This window comes from Rhizobium jaguaris, assembly GCF_003627755.1.
Classification (GTDB): Bacteria; Pseudomonadota; Alphaproteobacteria; order Rhizobiales; family Rhizobiaceae; genus Rhizobium; species Rhizobium jaguaris.
In genome coordinates this window covers 1103725-1123529 of the sequence record NZ_CP032694.1, presented here as the reverse complement: position 1 = coordinate 1123529, position 19805 = coordinate 1103725, and the positions used below count along the sequence as shown (strand labels likewise).

General features: G+C 60.2%; 17 protein-coding genes. 7 read left to right on the top strand and 10 right to left on the bottom strand.

Features of this window, described 5'->3' with window-relative positions:
• Positions 1 to 6 precede the first annotated feature (6 nt).
• Positions 7 to 489, bottom strand: coding sequence for a hypothetical protein (locus CCGE525_RS05415; protein WP_120703393.1), 483 nt, complete (start codon positions 487 to 489; stop codon positions 7 to 9).
• A gap of 370 nt (positions 490 to 859) precedes the next feature.
• On the opposite strand from CCGE525_RS05415, the gene CCGE525_RS05410 reads away from it, so the two are divergent.
• The gene (locus tag CCGE525_RS05410) at positions 860 to 2749 is read left to right on the top strand and encodes a methyl-accepting chemotaxis protein (protein ID WP_120703392.1); all 1890 of its coding nucleotides are present in this window, start codon (positions 860 to 862) and stop codon (positions 2747 to 2749) included.
• 37 nt (positions 2750 to 2786) lie between these two features.
• Here the strand turns inward: CCGE525_RS05410 and CCGE525_RS05405 are convergent, their stop codons facing one another.
• The gene (locus CCGE525_RS05405; protein ID WP_120703391.1) at positions 2787 to 3719 is read right to left on the bottom strand and encodes a LysR family transcriptional regulator; all 933 of its coding nucleotides are present in this window, start codon (positions 3717 to 3719) and stop codon (positions 2787 to 2789) included.
• Positions 3720 to 3836: 117 nt separating this feature from the next.
• Here CCGE525_RS05405 and CCGE525_RS05400 point away from each other — a divergent pair, with 117 nt between their 5' ends.
• Both CCGE525_RS05400 and CCGE525_RS05395 read left to right on the top strand, forming a co-directional pair.
• The gene (locus CCGE525_RS05400; protein ID WP_120703390.1) at positions 3837 to 4928 is read left to right on the top strand and encodes an IS630 family transposase; all 1092 of its coding nucleotides are present in this window, start codon (positions 3837 to 3839) and stop codon (positions 4926 to 4928) included.
• 62 nt (positions 4929 to 4990) lie between these two features.
• Positions 4991 to 5782, top strand: coding sequence for an NAD(P)H-dependent oxidoreductase (locus CCGE525_RS05395; RefSeq protein ID WP_120703389.1), 792 nt, complete (start codon positions 4991 to 4993; stop codon positions 5780 to 5782).
• A 45-nt stretch (positions 5783 to 5827) separates the two neighbouring features.
• Here CCGE525_RS05395 and CCGE525_RS05390 read toward each other — a convergent pair whose 3' ends face one another.
• Positions 5828 to 7771, bottom strand: a complete 1944-nt coding sequence (locus CCGE525_RS05390; protein ID WP_120703388.1) for a methyl-accepting chemotaxis protein — start codon at positions 7769 to 7771, stop codon at positions 5828 to 5830.
• A gap of 230 nt (positions 7772 to 8001) precedes the next feature.
• A complete protein-coding gene (locus tag CCGE525_RS05385; RefSeq protein WP_120703387.1) occupies positions 8002 to 9009 on the bottom strand; it encodes a DUF4424 domain-containing protein in 1008 nt (335 codons plus the stop codon).
• A gap of 125 nt (positions 9010 to 9134) precedes the next feature.
• Here CCGE525_RS05385 and CCGE525_RS05380 point away from each other — a divergent pair, with 125 nt between their 5' ends.
• Together CCGE525_RS05380 and CCGE525_RS05375 are read left to right on the top strand one after the other, a co-directional pair.
• A complete protein-coding gene (locus CCGE525_RS05380; protein WP_120703386.1) occupies positions 9135 to 9875 on the top strand; it encodes a TlyA family RNA methyltransferase in 741 nt (246 codons plus the stop codon).
• Complete coding sequence (locus CCGE525_RS05375; RefSeq protein ID WP_120703385.1) at positions 9872 to 11122, top strand: class I SAM-dependent RNA methyltransferase; 1251 nt, start codon at positions 9872 to 9874, stop codon at positions 11120 to 11122. The genes CCGE525_RS05380 and CCGE525_RS05375 overlap by 4 nt, the downstream gene beginning before the upstream one ends.
• A 299-nt stretch (positions 11123 to 11421) precedes the next feature.
• On the opposite strand, the gene CCGE525_RS05370 is transcribed toward CCGE525_RS05375, so the two are convergent.
• The 4 genes from CCGE525_RS05370 to CCGE525_RS05355 form a co-directional block, all read right to left on the bottom strand.
• The gene (locus CCGE525_RS05370; RefSeq protein ID WP_120706266.1) at positions 11422 to 12174 is read right to left on the bottom strand and encodes a crotonase/enoyl-CoA hydratase family protein; all 753 of its coding nucleotides are present in this window, start codon (positions 12172 to 12174) and stop codon (positions 11422 to 11424) included.
• A 10-nt stretch (positions 12175 to 12184) separates the two neighbouring features.
• Positions 12185 to 13963: an acyl-CoA dehydrogenase family protein gene (locus CCGE525_RS05365; protein ID WP_120703384.1), complete on the bottom strand. Its 1779-nt coding sequence runs from the start codon at positions 13961 to 13963 to the stop codon at positions 12185 to 12187.
• Between the two features lie 221 nt (positions 13964 to 14184).
• A complete protein-coding gene (locus CCGE525_RS05360) occupies positions 14185 to 14724 on the bottom strand; it encodes an OmpA family protein (protein ID WP_120703383.1) in 540 nt (179 codons plus the stop codon).
• 13 nt (positions 14725 to 14737) lie between these two features.
• Positions 14738 to 15412 (bottom strand): L,D-transpeptidase, encoded by a 675-nt coding sequence (locus CCGE525_RS05355; RefSeq protein ID WP_120703382.1) that lies wholly within the window; start codon positions 15410 to 15412, stop codon positions 14738 to 14740.
• A gap of 432 nt (positions 15413 to 15844) precedes the next feature.
• On the opposite strand from CCGE525_RS05355, the gene CCGE525_RS05350 reads away from it, so the two are divergent.
• On the top strand, positions 15845 to 16846 hold the full coding sequence (locus CCGE525_RS05350; protein WP_120706265.1) for a transporter: 1002 nt from the start codon (positions 15845 to 15847) through the stop codon (positions 16844 to 16846).
• A gap of 69 nt (positions 16847 to 16915) precedes the next feature.
• On the opposite strand, the gene CCGE525_RS05345 is transcribed toward CCGE525_RS05350, so the two are convergent.
• Positions 16916 to 17392 carry a BA14K family protein gene (locus CCGE525_RS05345; protein WP_120703381.1) on the bottom strand — a complete coding sequence of 159 codons (477 nt, stop codon included), beginning with the start codon at positions 17390 to 17392 and terminating at the stop codon, positions 16916 to 16918.
• Positions 17393 to 17686: 294 nt separating this feature from the next.
• Between CCGE525_RS05345 and CCGE525_RS05340 the strand changes: the two genes are divergently transcribed.
• Positions 17687 to 18640: a glycoside hydrolase family 25 protein gene (locus CCGE525_RS05340; RefSeq protein WP_245472091.1), complete on the top strand. Its 954-nt coding sequence runs from the start codon at positions 17687 to 17689 to the stop codon at positions 18638 to 18640.
• A 76-nt stretch (positions 18641 to 18716) separates the two neighbouring features.
• Here CCGE525_RS05340 and CCGE525_RS05335 read toward each other — a convergent pair whose 3' ends face one another.
• Positions 18717 to 19805, bottom strand: a complete 1089-nt coding sequence (locus CCGE525_RS05335) for an FAD-binding oxidoreductase (RefSeq protein ID WP_120703379.1) — start codon at positions 19803 to 19805, stop codon at positions 18717 to 18719.

The following is a 19805-nucleotide window of genomic DNA, read 5'->3' as shown; positions in this document are numbered from 1 at the left end:
CCGCCGTCACATCTCGGGAAGAATGTCGATCCTTTGGCCGATATCGGAGGCCAGCTCCGTATTCGAGTAGGACGATCCGATCGCGACGCCGTCGACATCCGCCAACAGCCGGACCAAGTCATCCTCCAGGGGAGCGATGAAGCCGTTCGCACTGGTTGCGAGTATGAAGACCTTTGTGCCTTTTCGATCCCGTATGTCGCCGAAGTGCGCTAGCTGCCGCCCCGATTCAATGTCCACGGCGACCACACGGCCGTTGGCGGTCACTCTCACTCTCGGTTCGGGATGAGGTTCGGGCTTATGGCTGTCGCCGATATGAATGATCAGGCCTTCCGCTTGCGGTTTCGGCCTCGGTTTTCTCAGTTCCGAGTAGCGTCCGTTGCTCAGTTGATCCGCAAGCTTGGTGATGACACCCCGGTTCTGCTCTATGAGCCGCTTGACCTGCACATCCTCCCGGCGCGGACCGTCGCGCTTCGAAAATATCTCGACCATGAATCCTCCCAGATTCCGTCTGGCCTAGTCATGCAATTTCTTAGCAGTGCCCTTGGCGGCTATTGCATGGCTAGATTTAGAGTATCCTACATGAGGATCGGAGCCGCAAGGTGGTACCCGAATGCGGCATCGGACTGCGCCCCACGCACGCACGAGATGCAGCCAAGGCGATTGTACAGCGCTTATGATGCATCTTTCATATATGAAGGCTTTAAGCCTAATTTAAATAATGGACATCATGATTTGGGTTAACTGCTGCCGATCTGCGGCACAGACTGTCCTTTTTGGCCGCATGAAGCCGCCAATAATTTCCCCTGCAAGATTTGAAATGAACGTCCCTGCGCGACGTCTCCTTCCCATGAGGTTCTCGATGAAACGTCCCAACATAAAGACCGCTATGACCGGCATTTTTGCCGTTTTTGCGATCCTCTTTGCTGTCACCGGCTACGTCGCACTGAACGGTCTTGAGACGTTCAACGAGAATACCGAAAGTCTTGCGACCAGCATCCAGCCGGGCATATCGAGGGCCAAGGACATCCAGCTTGCCCGCTACTCTCTTCGTGGCTCCTACAGCGATTTCGCCATGGGGAGGACGTCTGGCGACATCGGCGCGCTGGAGGCGAAGATTAAGGAACGCGAGGCCAAGCTCAGAAAGACTGTTCTTGCCTATCAGGAGCTGGTCAATTCGGATACCGAGCGCAAAGCGTTCAATGAGATGGATGCCTCCTCGGCGAAATACATCAATGAGGGCCAGAAGGTGATAGCGCTGACAAAGGCCGGGAAGACGAAGGAAGCGATCGATGCATTCGACAACGATCTGGGACCGGTCGCCGACGCCCTGGCCGACGACGTGGATATCCTGGTGAAATTCAACCAGGATGCCGCCGATGCCGGCATCGCCGAAGGCCAGGATGAATATTCGCGGACTCTGACGCTCATTTACACCATTCTCGGCATCAGCGCCCTGCTGGTCTGCGGCGCGTCCTATTTCGGGATTGCCGGAATCGCCAATCCGATCGTCCGGATCACCAAGGCGATGCGCGGTCTGGCAGGCGGCGACACCGCATCGGAGATATCCGATAGGGAGCGTAGAGACGAAATCGGCGAAATGGCCAACGCCGTGGAAATATTCCGGCAGGCCGCCATCGCAAACCAGCAGCTGGAAGCGGATGCGGAGGCCAACCGCACCAAGGCGGAAGCCGACCGCGTTCGCCTGACCACCGAGGCCGAAGCGGCCGCTCAAGAACGCCTCAATGAAGCAACTGCAGGCCTCGCCGCCGGCCTTCGTCGCCTTGCCGCTGGCGACCTGACGTTCCAGCTTTCCGAGCCTTTCGCACCGGATTTTGAATCGCTGCGGCATGATCTCAACGCCGCCGTCGCTCAGCTCGGGAAGACCCTTGGCGCTGTCGCTCAATCAGCCAATGCCATTGACGGCGGGACGCAGGAAATCAGTCAGGGCGCACAGGATCTTTCCAAGCGTACGGAACAGCAGGCCGCCTCTCTTGAGGAAACCGCAGCGGCGCTCGATCAGATCACCGTAAACGTCTCGAACTCGTCCAAGCGCGCCGATGAAGCCCGCCATGTCGCCATTCAAGCCAACGAAAGTGCTGCACAATCAGGCAGCGTGGTCGCGGACGCCGTCGATGCAATGCAGAAGATCGAACAATCATCCAACCAGATTTCCAGCATCATCGGCGTCATCGATGAGATTGCTTTCCAGACCAACCTTCTCGCCCTGAACGCAGGCGTCGAAGCAGCCCGCGCCGGCGAAGCGGGCAAGGGTTTTGCAGTCGTCGCCCAGGAGGTTCGCGAACTGGCGCAACGCTCGGCGCAGGCGGCAAAACAGATCAAGGATTTGATCCGCAATTCCTCGATCGAGGTCGAAAGCGGGGTGAAGCTCGTCCGCGAGACCGGTGAGGTCCTCAAGACGATCGAGGAGCTGGTGGTGACGATCAACCAGCACATGGACGCGATCGCCACCTCTTCGAAGGAACAATCGACCGGTCTTTCCGAGGTGAATACGGCGGTCAATCAAATGGATCAGGTCACCCAGCAGAACGCAGCGATGGTTGAAGAAACCAATGCCGCAAGCGCCACCTTGGCAGCGGAGGCAAGCCGCATGAAGGAGCTGATTGCCCAGTTCCAGCTGAGCGGCGAAACCGGCGGCGCGGATGATCAAGCCAGCATATTGCGCCAGGTCGCAGCGACAATGGTATCGCCTTCCCCGCAACGAAAGGTCGCCGGGCGGAGGTTCCAATGAGGCCGAATCGGCTGAAGGACATGCTGTTTGGCCACGGCTAGCGCTCCGGCCGCGGCTTTTCGATCCCCGGGATGAGGCCAATCTGCCCGACGAGAAAGTCGACCAGCAGCCGGACCCGTGCAATGCCCGCGCGCTCCGGGACAATCAACATGCTCAGCGGAACGGGCGGCGGCGAATAGTCCGGCAGGATCGCCTCCAGCCGACCGGCCGCCAGGAGATCATCGACAAGCCATTGATGGGCGGGCGCGATGCCGCGCCCAGCAACAAGGGCTTCGCGCGCGGCAAGGCCATGATCGACCCGAAACCGTCCTGCGAATGGGACAGCGTGGTGCTCGCCGTCCGGCCCTCGCAAGCTCAGGACATCGCTGCCGGCAACGTTCGACATGCGGATGCCCTCATGGCCGGAAAGGTCCTGCCGGCCAGCCGGTCTCCCCCGTTGCGCCAGATAATCCGGTGCGGCGACAAGCAAACGCCGGGAGTAGCCAAGTGCTCGCAGTTTCATCGAACTGTCGGTGAGCGGGCCTAGGCGCAGTGCGACATCGACGCCCTCGCGCACGAGGTCGACCCGCTCGTCGGTGAGGCTAAGGTCGACCCCGATGTCGGGATAGAGGTCCTGAAACGCAAAGATCAGCCGGCTGACATGCAAGACCCCGAAAGCCGCCGTGCAGGATATCCGGATCGTGCCGGCCACCGCGCCGCGTGTGCCCCGCGCCTCATCGCCGGCCTGCTCGACAAGGCGCAGGATCTGAATGCTGTTGGCATAATAACGGCTGCCCTCGTCGGTCATTGTCACACGCCGAGTGGTTCTGCTGAGCAGAGGCACGCCGATGGCTTCCTCCAGCTCCCGCAAATGCCGCGTGACCGTCGACTGGCCGACACCGAGCTCGCGCGCAACCGCCGACAGGCTCCCGCGTTCGGCAACACGAACGAAGGTGCGCATGCGCTCGAGGGTGACGTCCGACTTATCCATTATTCGGCATAATCTTATGCATTCCCTACATGTAGCGGAATATGCCTGCACTATCTAGTCACCTGGAACAGAAGTTCATTACATTGTACGCTTGGCCTCTTCATGGGAGGTTGAGCAATGGCAAATGCGACTGGCCGACCGACGGCACCCCTGATTTTGAGCGAGGCGGAGCGGGAATATCTAGAGCGGCAGGTTCGTAAACATCGCGTTGCTCGTTCCATGTCTGAGCGGTGCCGGATCATTCTTCGCTGCGCCGACGGGATTGCGAGCAAGACCGTTGCGAGCGAACTTGGTGTACATGAACATACGGTTGGCAAATGGCGACGGCGCTTTCTTAAAGATCGGCTCGATGGCCTGCTCGACGAAGTTCGCCCTGGCCGGCCCCGAACGATCGACGATGATCAGATTGCTGCTGTGATCGAGCGCACGCTGCGTTCTACGCCAAGCGATGCGACCCACTGGTCGATCCGCTCGATGGCAGGAGCCGCCGGCTTTTCGCACACGACGATCCGCCGGATATGGAACGCCTTCGGCCTGCAGCCGCATCGCACTGAGACGTTCAAGCTGTCCAGCGATCCCCTGTTCGTCGATAAGGTCCGCGACATCGTCGGTCTTTATCTGTCGCCTCCCAATCGGGCGCTGGTTCTCAGTGTGGACGAGAAGAGCCAAATCCAGGCACTCGATCGCGAGCAGCCAGTCCTGCCGATGATGCCTGGCGTGCCTGAACGGCGTACCCATTCTTATGTTCGCCACGGCACAACGACGTTGTTTGCAGCTCTGGATGTCGCCTCCGGCTTTGTCATCGGCAAATGCTACAAGCGGCATCGGGCCACCGAGTTCCTCGACTTCCTGAAGCAGATCGATGCGAATGTGCCGCCCGATTTGGACGTGCATATCGTGATGGACAACTATGCAACGCACAAAACTGCATCGATCAAGAACTGGCTGCTGCGGCGGCCACGCTACCACGTGCACTTCACCCCAACCTCGGCTTCATGGATCAACCAAGTCGAACGCTGGTTTGCGGAATTAACCCGCAAGCAATTACATCGTGGCGTCCATACTTCGACAGCTCAACTCGAAGCCGACATCAAAAGCTTCATCGAGCGCCACAACGAAAATCCCAAGCCGTATCGGTGGACCAAATCGGCAGACGACATTCTCGCCGCCGTCAAACGCTTCTGTCAGAAGGTCGACAACAGCTTATGACACGAATTTCCGATTCAGCTGACTAGCTTGAGGGTCGACCTACCAACCAGGATTAACGACCCATGAAAGTTCTACTTGTCTATGCCCATCCCGAACCGCGCTCGCTCAACGGGGCGCTCCGCGACGTCGCAGTCAAGGAGCTCGAGTCCCAGGGCCATGAGGTGCGCGTGTCGGACCTTTATGCCAACGGCTGGAAATCCGAGATCGATCGCGCCGACTTTCCGTGGCTGACGCCGGATGCTCAGCTTATACCGGGCGCAGCTTCCAAAAAGGCATTCGAAGCCAATGCGCTGACGGAGGATGTCAAGGCCGAGATCGAAAAGCTGCTGTGGGCCGATATGCTGATTCTGCAGTTCCCCCTCTGGTGGTTCACCATGCCGGCTATCCTCAAGGGTTGGGTCGACCGGGTATTCGCCTATGGCTTTGCCTATGGAGTGGGTGAACACAGCGACAATCGATGGGGTGATCGCTACGGCGAGGGAACTCTCGCTGGAAAGCGCGCAATGCTGATCGTAACAGCCGGAGGCTGGGAAGAGCATTATACCCCGCGTGGAATCAACGGACCGATCGACGATCTGCTATTCCCGATCAATCACGGCATCCTTTATTATCCGGGTTACGAGGTGCTTCCGCCCTTCGTGGTCTACAGAGTCGATCGTTTCGACGAGGCCGGCTTTCAATCGGCAACGGAGCGCCTGCGCGAGCGGATGCGGACGATCGAGACCACCCCGCCCATCCCCTATCGGCAGCAGAATGGCGGTGACTACCTGATCCCCAGCATGCAGCTCCGCACCGAGCTTGGCGATCCGGGTGCGACCGGCTTTGCGCTACACCTGAACGGCACTGACGGCTAAACCTCGGTGCAATGGCCCTCCCCATGGGAGAGGGCCAAGGACGCATCAGAATTCTTCCCATTCGTCCTGAGCGATCACAGCAGCCGCTGCCTTGCCGCCGCCGAAGGCCTTGGCGACCGTGCGGCCCAGAGCCCGTGCCGGAGAAGCGGCGGGCTTTGAACGCGCCGTTGCCATTGCCGGCCGTGCGAGAGCCGCCTGCGGTGCATCGCTCAGCTTGAATTGACGCAGCAGGTCGTTGAGGGAAGCGGCCTCGCGGGCGAGCGCATGGCTGGCCGCCGTCTGTTCCTCGACCATGGCGGCATTCTGCTGTGTGCCCTGGTCCATATTGTTGACGGCGGTGTTGATTTCCTGCAGGCCCGTCGACTGTTCACGGGTGGCGGTGACAATGGCGCCGACGTGGCGATTGATCTCCTGCACTTCGGAAACAATCAGTTCCAGCGCCTTGCCGGTCTCGCCGACCAACGACACGCCGGTATTGACCTGATCGCTCGAGGTGGTGATCAGCGCCTTGATCTCCTTGGCGGCGTTGGCTGAACGCTGTGCCAGCTCTCGGACCTCCTGGGCAACGACGGCGAAACCTTTGCCCGCGTCACCGGCGCGGGCAGCTTCGACGCCGGCGTTCAGCGCCAGAAGGTTGGTCTGGAAGGCGATGTCGTCGATGACGCTGATGATGTTGCTGATCTCGCCCGAGGACTTTTCGATTTGCTGCATGGCGGAGACTGCGTTACGCACCACTTCGCCGGACTTTTCGGCGCCGAGGCGGGCGCGTTCGACGAGATGGCCGACATCTTCGGCGCGTTTGGCCGAATCGCGAACCGTCGTCGTCACCTGTTCGAGGGCTGCTGCGGTCTCTTCGACGGCGGCCGCCTGCTGCTCGGTGCGGCGGGCAAGATCGTCGGCGGCCGAGCGAATTTCGCCGGCGCCTGCATTGATCGCCGATGCGTTGCGGCCGACCGACTGCAGGGCGGCCTCCAGCTTTTCGACGGCATTGTTGAAGTCGGCGCGAACATTGTCGAACTGCGGTGCAAAGGCGCGGTCGAGACGCGCGGCGATATTGCCGGAGGCAAGGGCGGAAAGCCCGCTGGCCAATGCGTCCATTGCGAAGCGGATTTCGCCCTCTTCGCGAGCCCTCTGCTCGTCGCTCATTTGGCGCTGACGCTCGGCGTCGCCGCGCATGCGCTCGGTCTCGCCGGAAAGACGCAACTTCTCGATCGCCGCATCCTTGAAGACGAGGACGGCATCGGCCATCCGGCCGACTTCGTCGCCGCGGCCGATGGCCGGCACGTCGATGTCGTGTTCGCCGCTGGCGAGGCGGGCCATGGCGGCAGTCATGCCGACGATCGGGCGGACAATCGTGCGTGCGAGCAGCCAGGCAAGCACGGCTGCGGCCAATGAGGCGATGATACCGCCGGCAATCAGTGTCAGACGCAGGTCGCTATTGGCATCGTCCTGGGTGGCGGCCAAGGCATCGGCCTTGTCGCGGGCAGCATGTTTGATCTTGGATGCCGCCTCACGGAAACCGTCGAGCTGGCCCTTGGTCTCGTTCTGGCCGATCTTGACGATCTGATCGAGCGGCATCTCGGTTTCCTTGCGCGCCTTCATCTGCGGCTCGGCAAGCTGATGGAAATAGAGGTCGGCTGCTCTCTGCATACCGTCGATTGCCGAGAGCAAGTCCGGCTCATCGGCGGCAACCGCCTTGGCGGCAGCGATGCTTTTCAGCATGCGCTCGCGATTGTTGCCGACATCGCCATAGGTGCTGTCGCTGCGCAGCAGCAGGAAACCGCGCAGGTTGACGGCCTGCTCCAGCATGGCTTGCAGGGAATCGTCGATCAGATTGACGAGCTGCTGCGACTTGACCTGCTCGGCGGCGGCCTGTGAGGATACGTCTTCCTTGGCGTAGACGAAGGCGGAAACGCAGGCGAAAATAGCGATGAGTGCGGCAAAGGTGATGGCGAGTTTGCCATTCAAAGAAAGGTTTTTCGCAAACATGGGCGAGCGCCTCCTGAGCGCTGGTCCTGGTAAACATCGACGAGCCTGCTGGGAGGAGCGCGGCCGGATGTTCGAAAATTCAGAGAAACGGCATGATTGGGCGCAAAGGGGGCGAAGCCGTCATGGCAGGCGATTATTCCCGACACAGATAATCGCAATCGTATGCATAACTAGACGCCACAACTTTAAAATCACTTAATTTTGTGCAGTGCAAAAAGTGCCGCGATACCCTAATTCTGAGATGCCGCGTTGAGGATCAGAATGTCCAGATCGTGTTCGGGATAAAAATCCTCTGCGGTCATCTGAAAGGTCGTTGGACCGGTTTTCTTGACGCCAGTGCCGCAGAAACTGACATAGTTATCCGGGTTGCCCTTATCGACCGTCAGTTGGAAATGCTTGATCGGGCCGGACCAGTTGGCACCAGTGCTGAGCACATAGGAAATCCAGCTTTCGGTATAGGTTCGCCCGCCTTTGTCGGCAGCGGCAGACAGCTTGGTGGCAGTTTTGAGAAAGGCGTCGTCGATGCAATATTTGCTTTGATACGTCTTGAGCTGCTCTCTCTTGTAATCGTCGTCGCCGGCAAAGGTGATGGCGACCGTGCCACCGACGCTCGGTTTGTAGCGATGCTGCACGCTGATCTTGGTCTTGGCCGGAAATTTGGTACGCCACCAATAGGTTGTATGCAGGGTCCACATCGGCGTCGGATGATGCTTCATGCCCTGGCCGTCATTGTCGTATTCGTCGTCAGCGGTGAGGCCGCGAGCCGTCCAGTCCTCGAGCACATCGGGCGGCAACTTCGCAACCGCGTCCAGCGTCGCTTTGCTGAGCGGCAGCAGCGGAATGTTGTGCGCCCTTAGCTGCGCCGTCATGTCGATACCGGCGACGGTGACGCTCTGCTGCAAAGTCGGCGTGATCGGCTTGCCGTCCTGCGCGACAGTGAAATCGAGGAAATTATCGGCGTCGACGTCGGCGATGGCGACCATGCTGTCGATGTCGCCCTGAACATCCGGCATCGGAAAGGCGACGACGCTTTCGACATCCTTGTCCGAGGTGTTCTCAAAGATATAGTCGACCTTCACCTCGGTCGGCGAAACGAAGAGCTTTTCGTCATCCATGCTGATATCGCCGGTGCGGACATAGGCGAGACCACCAGTCTTGAGTTCAGCCATGGTATCATTCGCCAAGGCCGGCGCGGCAAACATCGCCAGAACCGTTGCATAGCCGCAAACCCCGCGCATTCGAGCCCCATCTACCGCCGGTTTTGCGGCGATTATGGTCGGATACTGCATAGCGTCAACGCCGACATTCGCCCCATCAACACAAAACGCTTGCAACACAGATCATTGCCCGGCATGGACAGCCTATGTCCGAACCACAGCGCCTTGATCAACTTCTCGTCTCCCTCTCGCTTTTCGCCAGCCGCTCGCGGGCGCGCGACGCCATTCAGCGCGGCACGGTGACGGTTGACGGCAAAGTGGTGAGCAAACCCGGAGCGTTGTTTTCAGAAGATGCTCAGATCGCGATCGATGATCCCGCTCAGGACTATGTATCGCGGGCCGCGCTGAAGCTGGTGGCCGCGCTGGATCATTTCAAACTCGACCCCAGAGGCCAGCACTGTCTCGATGTCGGCGCTTCGACCGGCGGTTTCACCGAAGTGCTGCTGCAGCGGGGTGCTGCCCATGTCACCGCCATCGATGTCGGCCATGGGCAGATGCATCCGCGCATATCAGCCGATCCACGCGTGACCAATATCGAGGGGCTGAACGCCCGCAATCTCACGCCGGAGGATATTGGCAAGCCCATAACCTTTATCGTCTCCGACGTCTCCTTCATCTCGCTGAAGCTGGCGCTGGCACCGGCCCTTGCACTCGCAGAGCCGGGTTCGCACTGTGCGCTGCTCGTGAAGCCGCAATTCGAGGCCGGGCGCGAGGCGATCGGCAAGGCCGGCCTATTGAAAGACCCCTCCTCCGCGCCGGCGGTTGCCGCTGAACTGCAACGCTGGCTCATCGAGGACATGGGCTGGCGCAGCCTCGGCCTCATCCCCTCGCCGATCGCGGGTGGCGACGGCAACCAGGAATTTCTTCTCGCAGGAACCAAGCCATGAGCACCGAAACCATCACCATCCAGAAGCTCGGCGCCCAGGGCGACGGTATTGCGCAAAGCGCGGACGGGCCGGTTTATGTGCCTTTCGCGCTGCCCGGCGAGACCGTTGCCATTGCTCGCGTGAAGAGCCATGGCACGTTGATGTCGATCGCGGCCGCCTCGCCCGACCGGCAGGAGCCGCACTGTCGGCATTTCGGCCCTGATGGCGTCAATGGCACCTGCGGTGGCTGCACGCTCCAGCACTATGCCGATGCGCCGTATCGCGCCTTCAAGCGCCAGCTTGTGGTCGATGCATTGCGTTCCAAGGGGCTGACGCCGGAGGTGGATGAGCTTATCGCCGCCCATCCAGGCGAGCGCCGGCGTGTCGTCTTCGCCGCGCGCAAGACCGAGAAGGACATGTTGATCGGCTTCAATCAGGCGGAAAGCCACCATATCGTTGCCATTCACGAATGTCCGATCGCGTCGGCCGGGATCATCTCGCGGCTGCCGGCGATCAGGGCAGTCGGGGCAGCGCTTGCCGTCAATGCCGAGGCATTTCGCATTTCCGTTCTGGAGACGCTCTCCGGCCTCGACATCGCCGTCGATGAGATCAAAAAACTGTCCGACAAGCAGCGTCGCAGCGCCATCGAGACCGTTCTTGCCCTTCGCGGCATCGCCCGCGTCTCATTGAATGGCGAGATCCTGGTCGAACCGATGAAGCCGATGATCGATTTCGGCGGCGTGCAGGTTTCGCCGCCACCGGGCGCCTTCACCCAGGCGACAAAACCGGCGGAAGATGCCATGGCCGACCTGGTCGCCGCCCATGTCGGCAAGGCAAAGCGCATCGCCGATCTTTTCTCCGGCAGCGGCACGTTCACGCTGCGCCTGGCGCGTATCGGTCGCGTGCATGCGGTCGAGGGCGAAGACAAGCCGCTGGCAGCGCTCGACCATGCGGCACGCAATACGCAGGGGTTGAAACCGGTGACCACTGAACGCCGCGACCTTTTCCGCCGGCCACTGATGGCGCAGGAGTTGAAAGCCTACGACGCCGTCGTCTTCGACCCGCCACGCGCCGGAGCGGAGTTCCAGAGCAAGGAACTGGCTCGCTCCGCCGTCAAGAAGATCGTCGCCGTCTCCTGCAACCCGTCGACGCTTGCCCGCGATCTGGCCTTGCTGGTCGAAAGCGGCTACCGCATCACAAGAGTGACGCCGATCGATCAGTTCCTGTGGACCTCGCATGTCGAGGTGGTGGCGGCGCTGGAAAAGTGAGACCGCCGCGAGCTAGGGGGCCGACCCTCGTGGTTCGAGACGGCCCTGCAGGCCTCCTCACCATGAGGGCGGAGGGGGCAACCTCCTAGACCATCCTCCGACAAGCTACGGGCATCGCACCTCGCAATGAGCGCGGAGTGAGAATCGCATAGTCGTTATCTCGATCCCTTTTCCTTCGACAAAGCCAGGACGAGTGTGGGATTTGCCGAATTTGGAGGGCCGGGAGATTAGCCCTCATGGTGAGGTGGGCGCGCAGCGACCCTCGAACCACGAGGGCGGATGAGGGAAAGGAATATCCCTCACCGTTTCATGAACGCTTCAAAGGCGGCCCGAGCCTCCGCGCTCTTCAACTGCGCCGCAAAGTGCCTCGCCTCTTCATCGATGCGGGCGAGAACATCCTCGGTGGAGCCCCGCATCAGATCCCGCGCAATCCGCAAAGCCTCGGGCGGTTTGGTCGCAAGTGTGGCGGCGAGCGACAGGGTCTCGGCCTCAAGCGCTTCCGGAGTGGTGACTTTCCAGATCAGGCCGGCATCTTTCGCCTCCGCGGCGGAAAAGCCCTCGCCGAGAGCGAGCAGAGCGAAGGCCCGCTGGTGGCCCATGAGACGCGGCGCGATCAGGCTGGAGGCAGCTTCGGGGACTAGGGCGAGATCGACGAAGGGCGTTTTGAATAGGCTGCGGTCGGAAGCGATCGTCAGGTCGCAATGGAGATGGATCGTAGCGCCGATGCCGATCGCCAGGCCGTCGACGCCGGAGACGACGGGCTTTTTCGCCGTCGCCAGCGCACCTAGAAAATCCAGCACCTCGCGGCCCATGGTGCCGCTCATGGCGAAGGCCAGGAAATCGGCCATATCGTTGCCGGCGGAAAAGCAGCCTTCGCTGCCGAGGAAAACGGTAACGCGAATATCCGAGGCCTCATTCGCTGCCCGCAGAGCGTCGGTCATTGTTTGATACATCGCGCGGGTGAAGGCATTTTTCTTTTCCGGCCGGTTGAAGCGGATCACCTGCACATAAGGCGCTGTCTCAGGTCGTTCGATCAGGATGTGGTCGGTCAAGTGCATGTCCTTAGGCAAGAGCGATGCGCGCCGCTTCCAGGCTGGCAGCGCCGGCGACGATGCGATCGGTGAGTGCGGTGGTTTCATCCAGCATGTTTTCCGCGGCAAAACGGCAGAGCGCGATGCGCTTTTCCCCCTCGCCGTCCGCAACGTCGGCCAGACCGCCCTTGGCGAGATAGCAGCCCGTCAACACAAGACCGAAAAGCCGCTGATAAGGCGTGGCACCCGCCAGAGCCTCCGCGATACGGCCCTCCGCCTGGCGCACGAGCAGCCATTCGCTTGCCGCTTCAAGATCGGTGATAGCCGCGTAGAGCCGTTCAGCCGTCTCACCGAAACCGTCAAGATTGGATCTCGCAACGGCATCGGCGATCTCGCGCAGCTCGTGAGTGAAGCCACGCAGATGCTCCCCGTCGGCAATTGTTAGCTTACGGGTCACGAGGTCGATCGCCTGAATGCCGTTCGTGCCTTCATAGATCGGCGCGATGCGGGCGTCGCGCAGCAGGCGGGCCGCGCCCGTCTCCTCGATAAAACCCATGCCGCCATGCACTTGGATACCAAGCGAGGCGACATCGACGCCGGCGTCGGTGGAGAAGGACTTGGCGATCGGCGTCAGCAGGGCGGCGCGCTCCTGCCAATGCCGCGCCCTGCCGGGATCGCGATGCGACATGTCGATAGCCTCTGCGCAGGCATAGCAGATGGCGCGCGAGCCCTGCGTCAGCGCCTTCATCGTCAGCAGCATGCGGGCAATGTCGGGATGTTCGATGATAGGGCTCATGCCTGCGCTTGTCGTACCCGGCGCCCGGCCCTGCGTGCGCTCCTTTGCATAGGCTATGGCTTTCTGCGTGGCGGCTTCGGCAATTGCCACCCCCTGGATGCCGACTGCGAGGCGCGCATTGTTCATCATCGTGAACATGCAGGCGAGACCCTTGTTCTCTTCCCCGACGAGCCAGGCAACAGCACCCTTCTCTGTCCCGTATTTGCCGTCGCCGTAGATGATCGTGCAGGTCGGCGAGCCGTGGATGCCGAGTTTGTGCTCCAGCGAATGCGCGAAATAATCGTTGCGGGGGCCAAGCGAACCGTCGTCATTGACCAGGAATTTCGGCACCAGGAACAGGGAGATGCCGCGGGTGCCGGCAGGCGCATCCGGAAGGCGGGCGAGCACGAAATGGACGATATTCTCCGCCGCCTCGTGATCGCCCCAGGTAATGAAAATCTTCTGGCCGAACAGGCGATAGGTGCCGTCGTCGCGGCGTTCAGCGCGGGTGCGCAACGCCCCGACGTCGGAGCCGGCATGCGGCTCGGTCAGGTTCATCGTGCCTGTCCATTCGCCGGAGACTAGTTTTGTCAGATATTTGCGCTTAAGGTCTTCGCTGCCGTGGGCGATCAGCGCCTCGACGGCACCCATGGTCAGCGTCGGCGCGAGACCAAAGGCCATAGAAGCGGAGTTCCACATTTCCAACGTGGCGATATTCAACATGTGCGGCAGACCCTGACCGCCGAACTCCTCCGGCGCAGTCAGCCCGTTCCAACCGCCTGCAATCCAATCGCGATAGAGCTTCTCCCAGCCATCGGGCAACACCACCTTGCCATCGACAAGCTTCGCGCCCTGCCGATCGCCGATCGCTGCAAGCGGTTCCATCACGTCGCCGGCGAAACGGCCGGCCTCCGTCAAGACGGCGTCGACGACATCACCGCTGAGATCGCCGAGGCGCCCCTCTTCCATCGCCTGCCCCATGCCAGCGACATGCTTCAGCGTAAACGCGATTTCCTCGACCGGCGCCTTATACATGGTGTTCTCCTCCGCGGTGATGATGCCGACAGTCTACCTCACCCAGGCTATCGGCCGCATGATGTTTATAGCTAGTTGATTTTTACGTAAACGTCAATTTTGAAGAAGCAATCCGGGGATGCCGTGCGGGGTTGGTCGTCCAGAAAACGTCATTTCGTCGGGTCTGGAATACACCCAAATCACGGGTGGTCGACAGAAATCACCCGTCAGAAGTCCCGCGATCAGAGCGAGTCGCGCTGGGTGCGCAGATTGGAGACGACGCGCCGGTTCTGCACCTTGCAGGAACGGCTGGTGCAGTCGCGGACCTCGCGGTCGTTGCCGTATCCCTTGGCCCACATACGGTTGGCATCCACGCCCTTCGAGACGAGATAGGCCATCACCGTATCCGCACGTGTCTGTGACAGCCTCGCCATCTGTGACGCGGACCCGGAATCGTCGGCAAATCCTTGCAGCTTGACTTGCCACTGCGGGTTGCTGTTGAGCCAGATGGCCTGCTTATCCAACGTTGCCTTGGCGACGGAATCGAGCGTGGACGAGTCCTGCGTGAAGTAGGTCCGTCGGCCGACATTCAGAATAAAGTCCTGTTCGCTGCCAACAACGACCTTCTCGAAACCGGGCGCTGGATCGTTGGTCTGTCCGGTCATCGGCGGCGCGGCCGGTTCCTCCACCTCGGCGATATCGGTGGTGGTGCTGCAGGCGGCAAGCGTCAGGAGCATGGCCGCGGCGACAAGCAGCCTCGAATATCCGGTCAAAGCAGACATCAGTGTATATTCCTCATTGAACCGGAGTTGCTTGGCTTAGCCGGGCGGCACTTTCAGCCTGGTCGGCAATGTGCGGCAGTACTTGCACCGCAGTGCCAATGGGGCAACGCTGATAAAGATCGATGGCATCTTCGTTGAACATGCGAATGCAGCCGCTGGAGGCATCCTTGCCGATGCTGCCCGGCTCCAGAGTACCGTGGAAACGATAGCCGGTATCGACGCCATCGCGATGCAAATACATGGCGCGCGGCCCAAGTGGGTTCGTCGGAGCGCCCCCGTCGACGTATTCAGGCAGTTCGGGGTGGCGTTGCCGCATCTCCGGTGGCGGCGTCCAGCGCGGCCAGAGCGATTTCTGGTCGATTGTCGCGCGACCATACCATTTGAAGCCCTCGCGGCCGACACCGACGCCATAGCGGATAGCAGTCTTGTTCTCCATGATCAGGTAGAGAAAATGATGCGTAGTATCGACAACGACGGTGCCAATCGGCTCGCTGCTGAAATATTTGACAACCTGGCGCTGCCACTTCCTGTCGATCTTGGCAAAGTTCGTGCTTCGGAACGTCACGCCATTGTCGACGCTGGTGCCGGAAAAATAGGAAGACGCCGCAGCGAATGTCGGTTTCAGGACCGCCACAGTGCCAAGTGAAACCAAACCACCAAGCAAAATATCCCTGCGCGTCCACCCCATTGGCAAAATCCCCCTAAAGCCAATTAGCAAGCGCTCATGTAAAACAGATTCTTTAATTCCCACAACCTTAAAATTAAGCTGCTCAGCATCCTCGGGTGGAGTGGTGATTGCGCTCCCATGTATGTTGGTGCGCGATTGCCCAACCTGCCAACGCGTCACGTGACGGTGCCAATTCGTTGATGCAGCTCTGTCGCATTGCCCATAATGCTAAAATTCTATAGATCCTGAATGGCGCCCAGGATTTCAAAATCATTTTGTTTCCCGAGACCTAAGTTGTATCGGAACCAAACCGGCAATCCTCCAGCCACCCAATCCTCAACTGCGGCATATCCGCCACTCTGCACGATTGTCGCGCCGCATCCCGGACTTGCATAAACAATCGTCATGAATAATGACTATGGCAACTCCCTCGACGATGCGAACGACCCGGCCATGAACACGATCACCTCAACTTCCATGATACCCGGTCTCGTCTGGGCTTATCGTCTGCGTCCCGGCGCGGATAAGCCTGAGCGGCTGTCCGATGACACCGACCGCGCCAGGCTGTTTGCCGATGAAGGCTTTCTGTGGCTGCATCTGAACCTCGTCGACGCCCGTGTGCCTGCCTTTCTGGAGGATGCACCAGGGCTGAACGAGGCGGCTCGCATGGCGCTGACGACGCATGAGACGCATGCGACCATCACAGTTGATGAGCAGATGCTGTTAGGCACGCTGGTCGATTTCCAGCGCGAATTCGACCAGGATACGCGGGACATCGGCTGGCTGCATTTCGTGCTCACCGACCGCATGCTCATCACCACTAGGCTGCAGCCGCTGCGCAGTGTCGAGCGGGCGCGCATGCAGATCGAAAAAAACGCCGCCAAATTCTCCCATCCACTCGATATTTTCGAACTGCTGGTCGTCGAATTCCAGCGCACCTTGATCTCATTGGTCATCGAGATGACCGAGGAGCTGAACCTTATCGAGGATTTCGTTTACGAGAATGCGCCGCGCGACGAACGCCGGCGGCTGGCGCCCGTGCGCCGGACGATCGTGCGCCTGCACCGGCATCTACGCACGGTTTTGACGCTGATGCGCCGCGCCGCGGCCTCCGACGACGAGGAGATGCCGCTCGGTTTCGAGGATGTTGCCGGCCGCTTGACGGCCCGGCTCGAGGCGGTCGATCACGACGTCTACGCGCTGCAGGAGCGCGCTAGGCTGCTGCATGAAGAAATCGACTCGAAGCTTTCCTCCGAGATCAACCGCCATCTCTACATCCTGTCGATCATGACGGCTTTCCTGCTGCCGCCGACGCTGGTCACCGGCTTTTTTGGCATGAACACGTCGAATCTGCCTTTTTCAGGCGGCAGCGGCGGCACTGGATATGCCGTCAGCCTCATCATCGTCTCGATGTTGCTCGCCTGGTGGCTGCTGAAGCGGGTCAACATTCTCTGACGGCAGGATAGGCATCAACAAAAAACCGCCCGGCGAACGACCGGGCGGTTTTTGATGGGCTAAAATCTCTCAAAAGTAGGGCGAGTAGCACTGTTGCCGAGGACCGTAATTGGGCTGGAACGTGTTGTCATAAGCTCGATAGGACCGGTAACGCGCCTCGCACCATTCGATGTGGCGCGGATTGATGCCCCCAGCCGGGGCAACATAGTGCGGCTGGCTGGCAATCGCGCCGCCGATGAGGGCTCCAGCGCCGAAAGCCGCAAGCGGGTACCAGTAGCCATCGTAATAGCGGTAGCCATGACGATAGCCCGGATAACCGCGATAGCCGCCGTACCAGCCACGACGATAGTAAGGACCACCATGATAATAACCGCCGTAGCCGCCATAGTGACGCCATTGAACCTGCTGGACGCCGACAGGAGCGGCCTTGTCTGCTGCCGCAAGAGGCGCGGCAGGCATCTGTATTGCGAAGGACGGGGTGAAGCTCGTCAGAGCCACGGCCGCCGAAATAGCGAAAGTCGCAATTCTCGCACGGAAACCAAACATTTATATCTCCATTCCCTGGCTTATCTTGTGCTCAGGCAAATAATGTTCCGTATCGGGGAAGGCTCCCCAAAACAGGGTTCGAATTACCTGCCGCGTCGCGCGTGTATTGACGCGCTGATACGCAGCGGCGGCGCAAATTCTGTCCCCTAAATCGGCACCAATTTAAGGGGGTATGCGCGGACCCCACGGTCAATCTATAGTGATCTCATTCTTAACCCAGGATTAACCACTGATCCTTACCATTATTTCATGAAGGAATACCGGCAGACTCACCCTCTGATTTGCAGTTTCCTGATGATCCTGGCGCTACTGGGATCGGCTTCCCGGCCTGCGGCCGGCGAGAACCAGCCCTGGAACGATCCCCAATACGCACTCGTTGTCGATGCCTACGAGCTGAACACGATCGATTGGGATCAACTGCTGCAAGACAAGCGCATCGCCGCCTTCATCTCCAAAGCTTCGGATGGCCTTCCCGAGAGCTTCGCCTGCACAGGCGATCACGCCGGCGACACATTTGCACACTGCAAGACGATGTGGCGCAAATATGCGGTCAGCCGTGAACTCTTTCAGACACGCCGGATGCTTGCAAAAATGAACGGCCTGCTTTGGGGCGCTTATCATCTCGGACGGCCCGGTAATCCGATCGACCAAGCCAACCATTTTCTCGATTATGCCGATCCGAAACCGGACGAGCTGATGGTGCTCGATATCGACGGCATGGACACGACACAATTCATGTCGCTGGACGATGCGCAGATCTTCGTCGGTCACGTCAAGACGAGAACCGGCCGCTATCCCATTCTCTACACCAATCACAACACCGCCCGTTACATCGCCGATCATCGCGAGGACTATCCGATCCTGTCGCGGCTGCCGTTGTGGTACGCGCGTTACAAGCCGGATGTGAAAGGCACCTTCCCGCTCGGCAATTGGGACAACTATGCGCTCTGGCAATTCTCCTCGTCCGACAATTGCTCGGAGAAAACCTGTCCTTACCGCGTGCCGGGAACGCTCGCCGATATCGATGTCAATGTCGCGCCGATGACGAAGGTGCAGCTCGCAAAAATCTGGCCGCAGGGCGATTTGCTCCCCGCCAAACCGGAGCCGGCCCCGATGATCATCGCTCAAGGACCGAGTTGTACCGGCTCGCTGCAGACGCTCGTATCGTTGATGATCGATCCCATCGTCACCGCCTCCACCCCTCCTAAGCCAGTCGAGATCAACGAGCTGAACTATGAGGATTTCTGATCTTCGATTTCGATAGCGATCTTCCGAAAGCCGCGTCACGCTTTTCGCTGCGTGGCTTTTCGGTTCGGGATCATGTTCAGGCTTCTATCTGCACATCCGATTTGGGCCGCGAGCAGCAGGCGAGAATGTAACCTTCATCGATTTCGTCGTCGAGGATGCCGCCATTGTGGCTCATCTCGACCTCGCCGGACAGTTTCATCACCCGGCAGGTGCCACACAGGCCGGATTCGCAGGCAGCACCAATGCGCACACCGGCACCGCGCGCGGCCTGCAGGATCGTCTGGCCAGGGGCACAGGCCACGTCCTTGCCGGCCATGGTGAAGCGGATCGAGGTCGCCGCTTCCGTCGATGCGTCGTCGCTGACTTCGGCGAGCGGCGTTGCCGCCTGTGCCGGCTGGAAGCTTTCCTGGTGATAGCGCGCCATGTCGAAGCCGTGAGCTTCGAGCATGGAGCGGACGGCATCCATGAAGATTTCCGGGCCGCAGCAGAAAATGGTGCGTTCCATGAAATCGGAAGCCAGCAGTCCGATCTTCGCCTTGTCGATCCGGCCTTTCAGCCCCGACCAGAGATCGGTGCGGCTGCAGCCTTCGACGATGAAGCCAAGATCGAGGTTCGGCATGAAGCGCGCGAGATATTCCAGCTCCGAGCGGAAGATGATGTCGGCGGGACTGCGCGCGCAGTTGATGAACGTGATGTCCGATAGCGGTGCCGTGTCGGCCATGTATCGCGTCATCGCCATCATCGGCGTGATGCCGGAGCCGGCGGAGACGAACAGGTATTTCTCGCCGGGATGACGGATATGGCTGAAATCGCCGAGGGGACCGAAAGCCTTGATGCGCATGCCGGGCTTCAGATTCTCGAACATCCACCGCGTGCCGATGCTGTCCTTCTGCGCCTTCACCGTCACGGCGATGGAAAAGGGCCGCGACGGCGTGGATGACAACGTATAGGTGCGCATGACCGGCTCCGGGGCCGTCGGCAGCTCCAAGGTCACGAACTGGCCGGGCAGGTAACGGAACCAATTATCCTTGTCGGAGCGGAACGTGAAGGTCATCACGTCGGGCGCTTCCGGCGTTGCCGAGAGACATTCGAGCAGATGCTGCCTATCGCTCCAAGGCTGCATCTGGTCCAGGTGCTGATGACGGAGGGAGACGGTCATGTCCAT

Coding starts and splice junctions, on each gene's coding strand:
- CCGE525_RS05415 (WP_120703393.1), bottom strand. CDS start 489: ATGGTCGAGATATTTTCGAAGCGCGACGGTCCGCGCCGGGAGGATGTG.
- CCGE525_RS05410 (WP_120703392.1), top strand. CDS start 860: ATGAAACGTCCCAACATAAAGACCGCTATGACCGGCATTTTTGCCGTT.
- CCGE525_RS05405 (WP_120703391.1), bottom strand. CDS start 3,719: ATGGATAAGTCGGACGTCACCCTCGAGCGCATGCGCACCTTCGTTCGT.
- CCGE525_RS05400 (WP_120703390.1), top strand. CDS start 3,837: ATGGCAAATGCGACTGGCCGACCGACGGCACCCCTGATTTTGAGCGAG.
- CCGE525_RS05395 (WP_120703389.1), top strand. CDS start 4,991: ATGAAAGTTCTACTTGTCTATGCCCATCCCGAACCGCGCTCGCTCAAC.
- CCGE525_RS05390 (WP_120703388.1), bottom strand. CDS start 7,771: ATGTTTGCGAAAAACCTTTCTTTGAATGGCAAACTCGCCATCACCTTT.
- CCGE525_RS05385 (WP_120703387.1), bottom strand. CDS start 9,009: ATGCGCGGGGTTTGCGGCTATGCAACGGTTCTGGCGATGTTTGCCGCG.
- CCGE525_RS05380 (WP_120703386.1), top strand. CDS start 9,135: ATGTCCGAACCACAGCGCCTTGATCAACTTCTCGTCTCCCTCTCGCTT.
- CCGE525_RS05375 (WP_120703385.1), top strand. CDS start 9,872: ATGAGCACCGAAACCATCACCATCCAGAAGCTCGGCGCCCAGGGCGAC.
- CCGE525_RS05365 (WP_120703384.1), bottom strand. CDS start 13,963: ATGTATAAGGCGCCGGTCGAGGAAATCGCGTTTACGCTGAAGCATGTC.
- CCGE525_RS05360 (WP_120703383.1), bottom strand. CDS start 14,724: ATGTCTGCTTTGACCGGATATTCGAGGCTGCTTGTCGCCGCGGCCATG.
- CCGE525_RS05355 (WP_120703382.1), bottom strand. CDS start 15,412: ATGGGGTGGACGCGCAGGGATATTTTGCTTGGTGGTTTGGTTTCACTT.
- CCGE525_RS05350 (WP_120706265.1), top strand. CDS start 15,845: ATGAACACGATCACCTCAACTTCCATGATACCCGGTCTCGTCTGGGCT.
- CCGE525_RS05345 (WP_120703381.1), bottom strand. CDS start 17,392: ATGTTTGGTTTCCGTGCGAGAATTGCGACTTTCGCTATTTCGGCGGCC.
- CCGE525_RS05340 (WP_245472091.1), top strand. CDS start 17,687: ATGATCCTGGCGCTACTGGGATCGGCTTCCCGGCCTGCGGCCGGCGAG.
- CCGE525_RS05335 (WP_120703379.1), bottom strand. CDS start 19,805: ATGGACATGACCGTCTCCCTCCGTCATCAGCACCTGGACCAGATGCAG.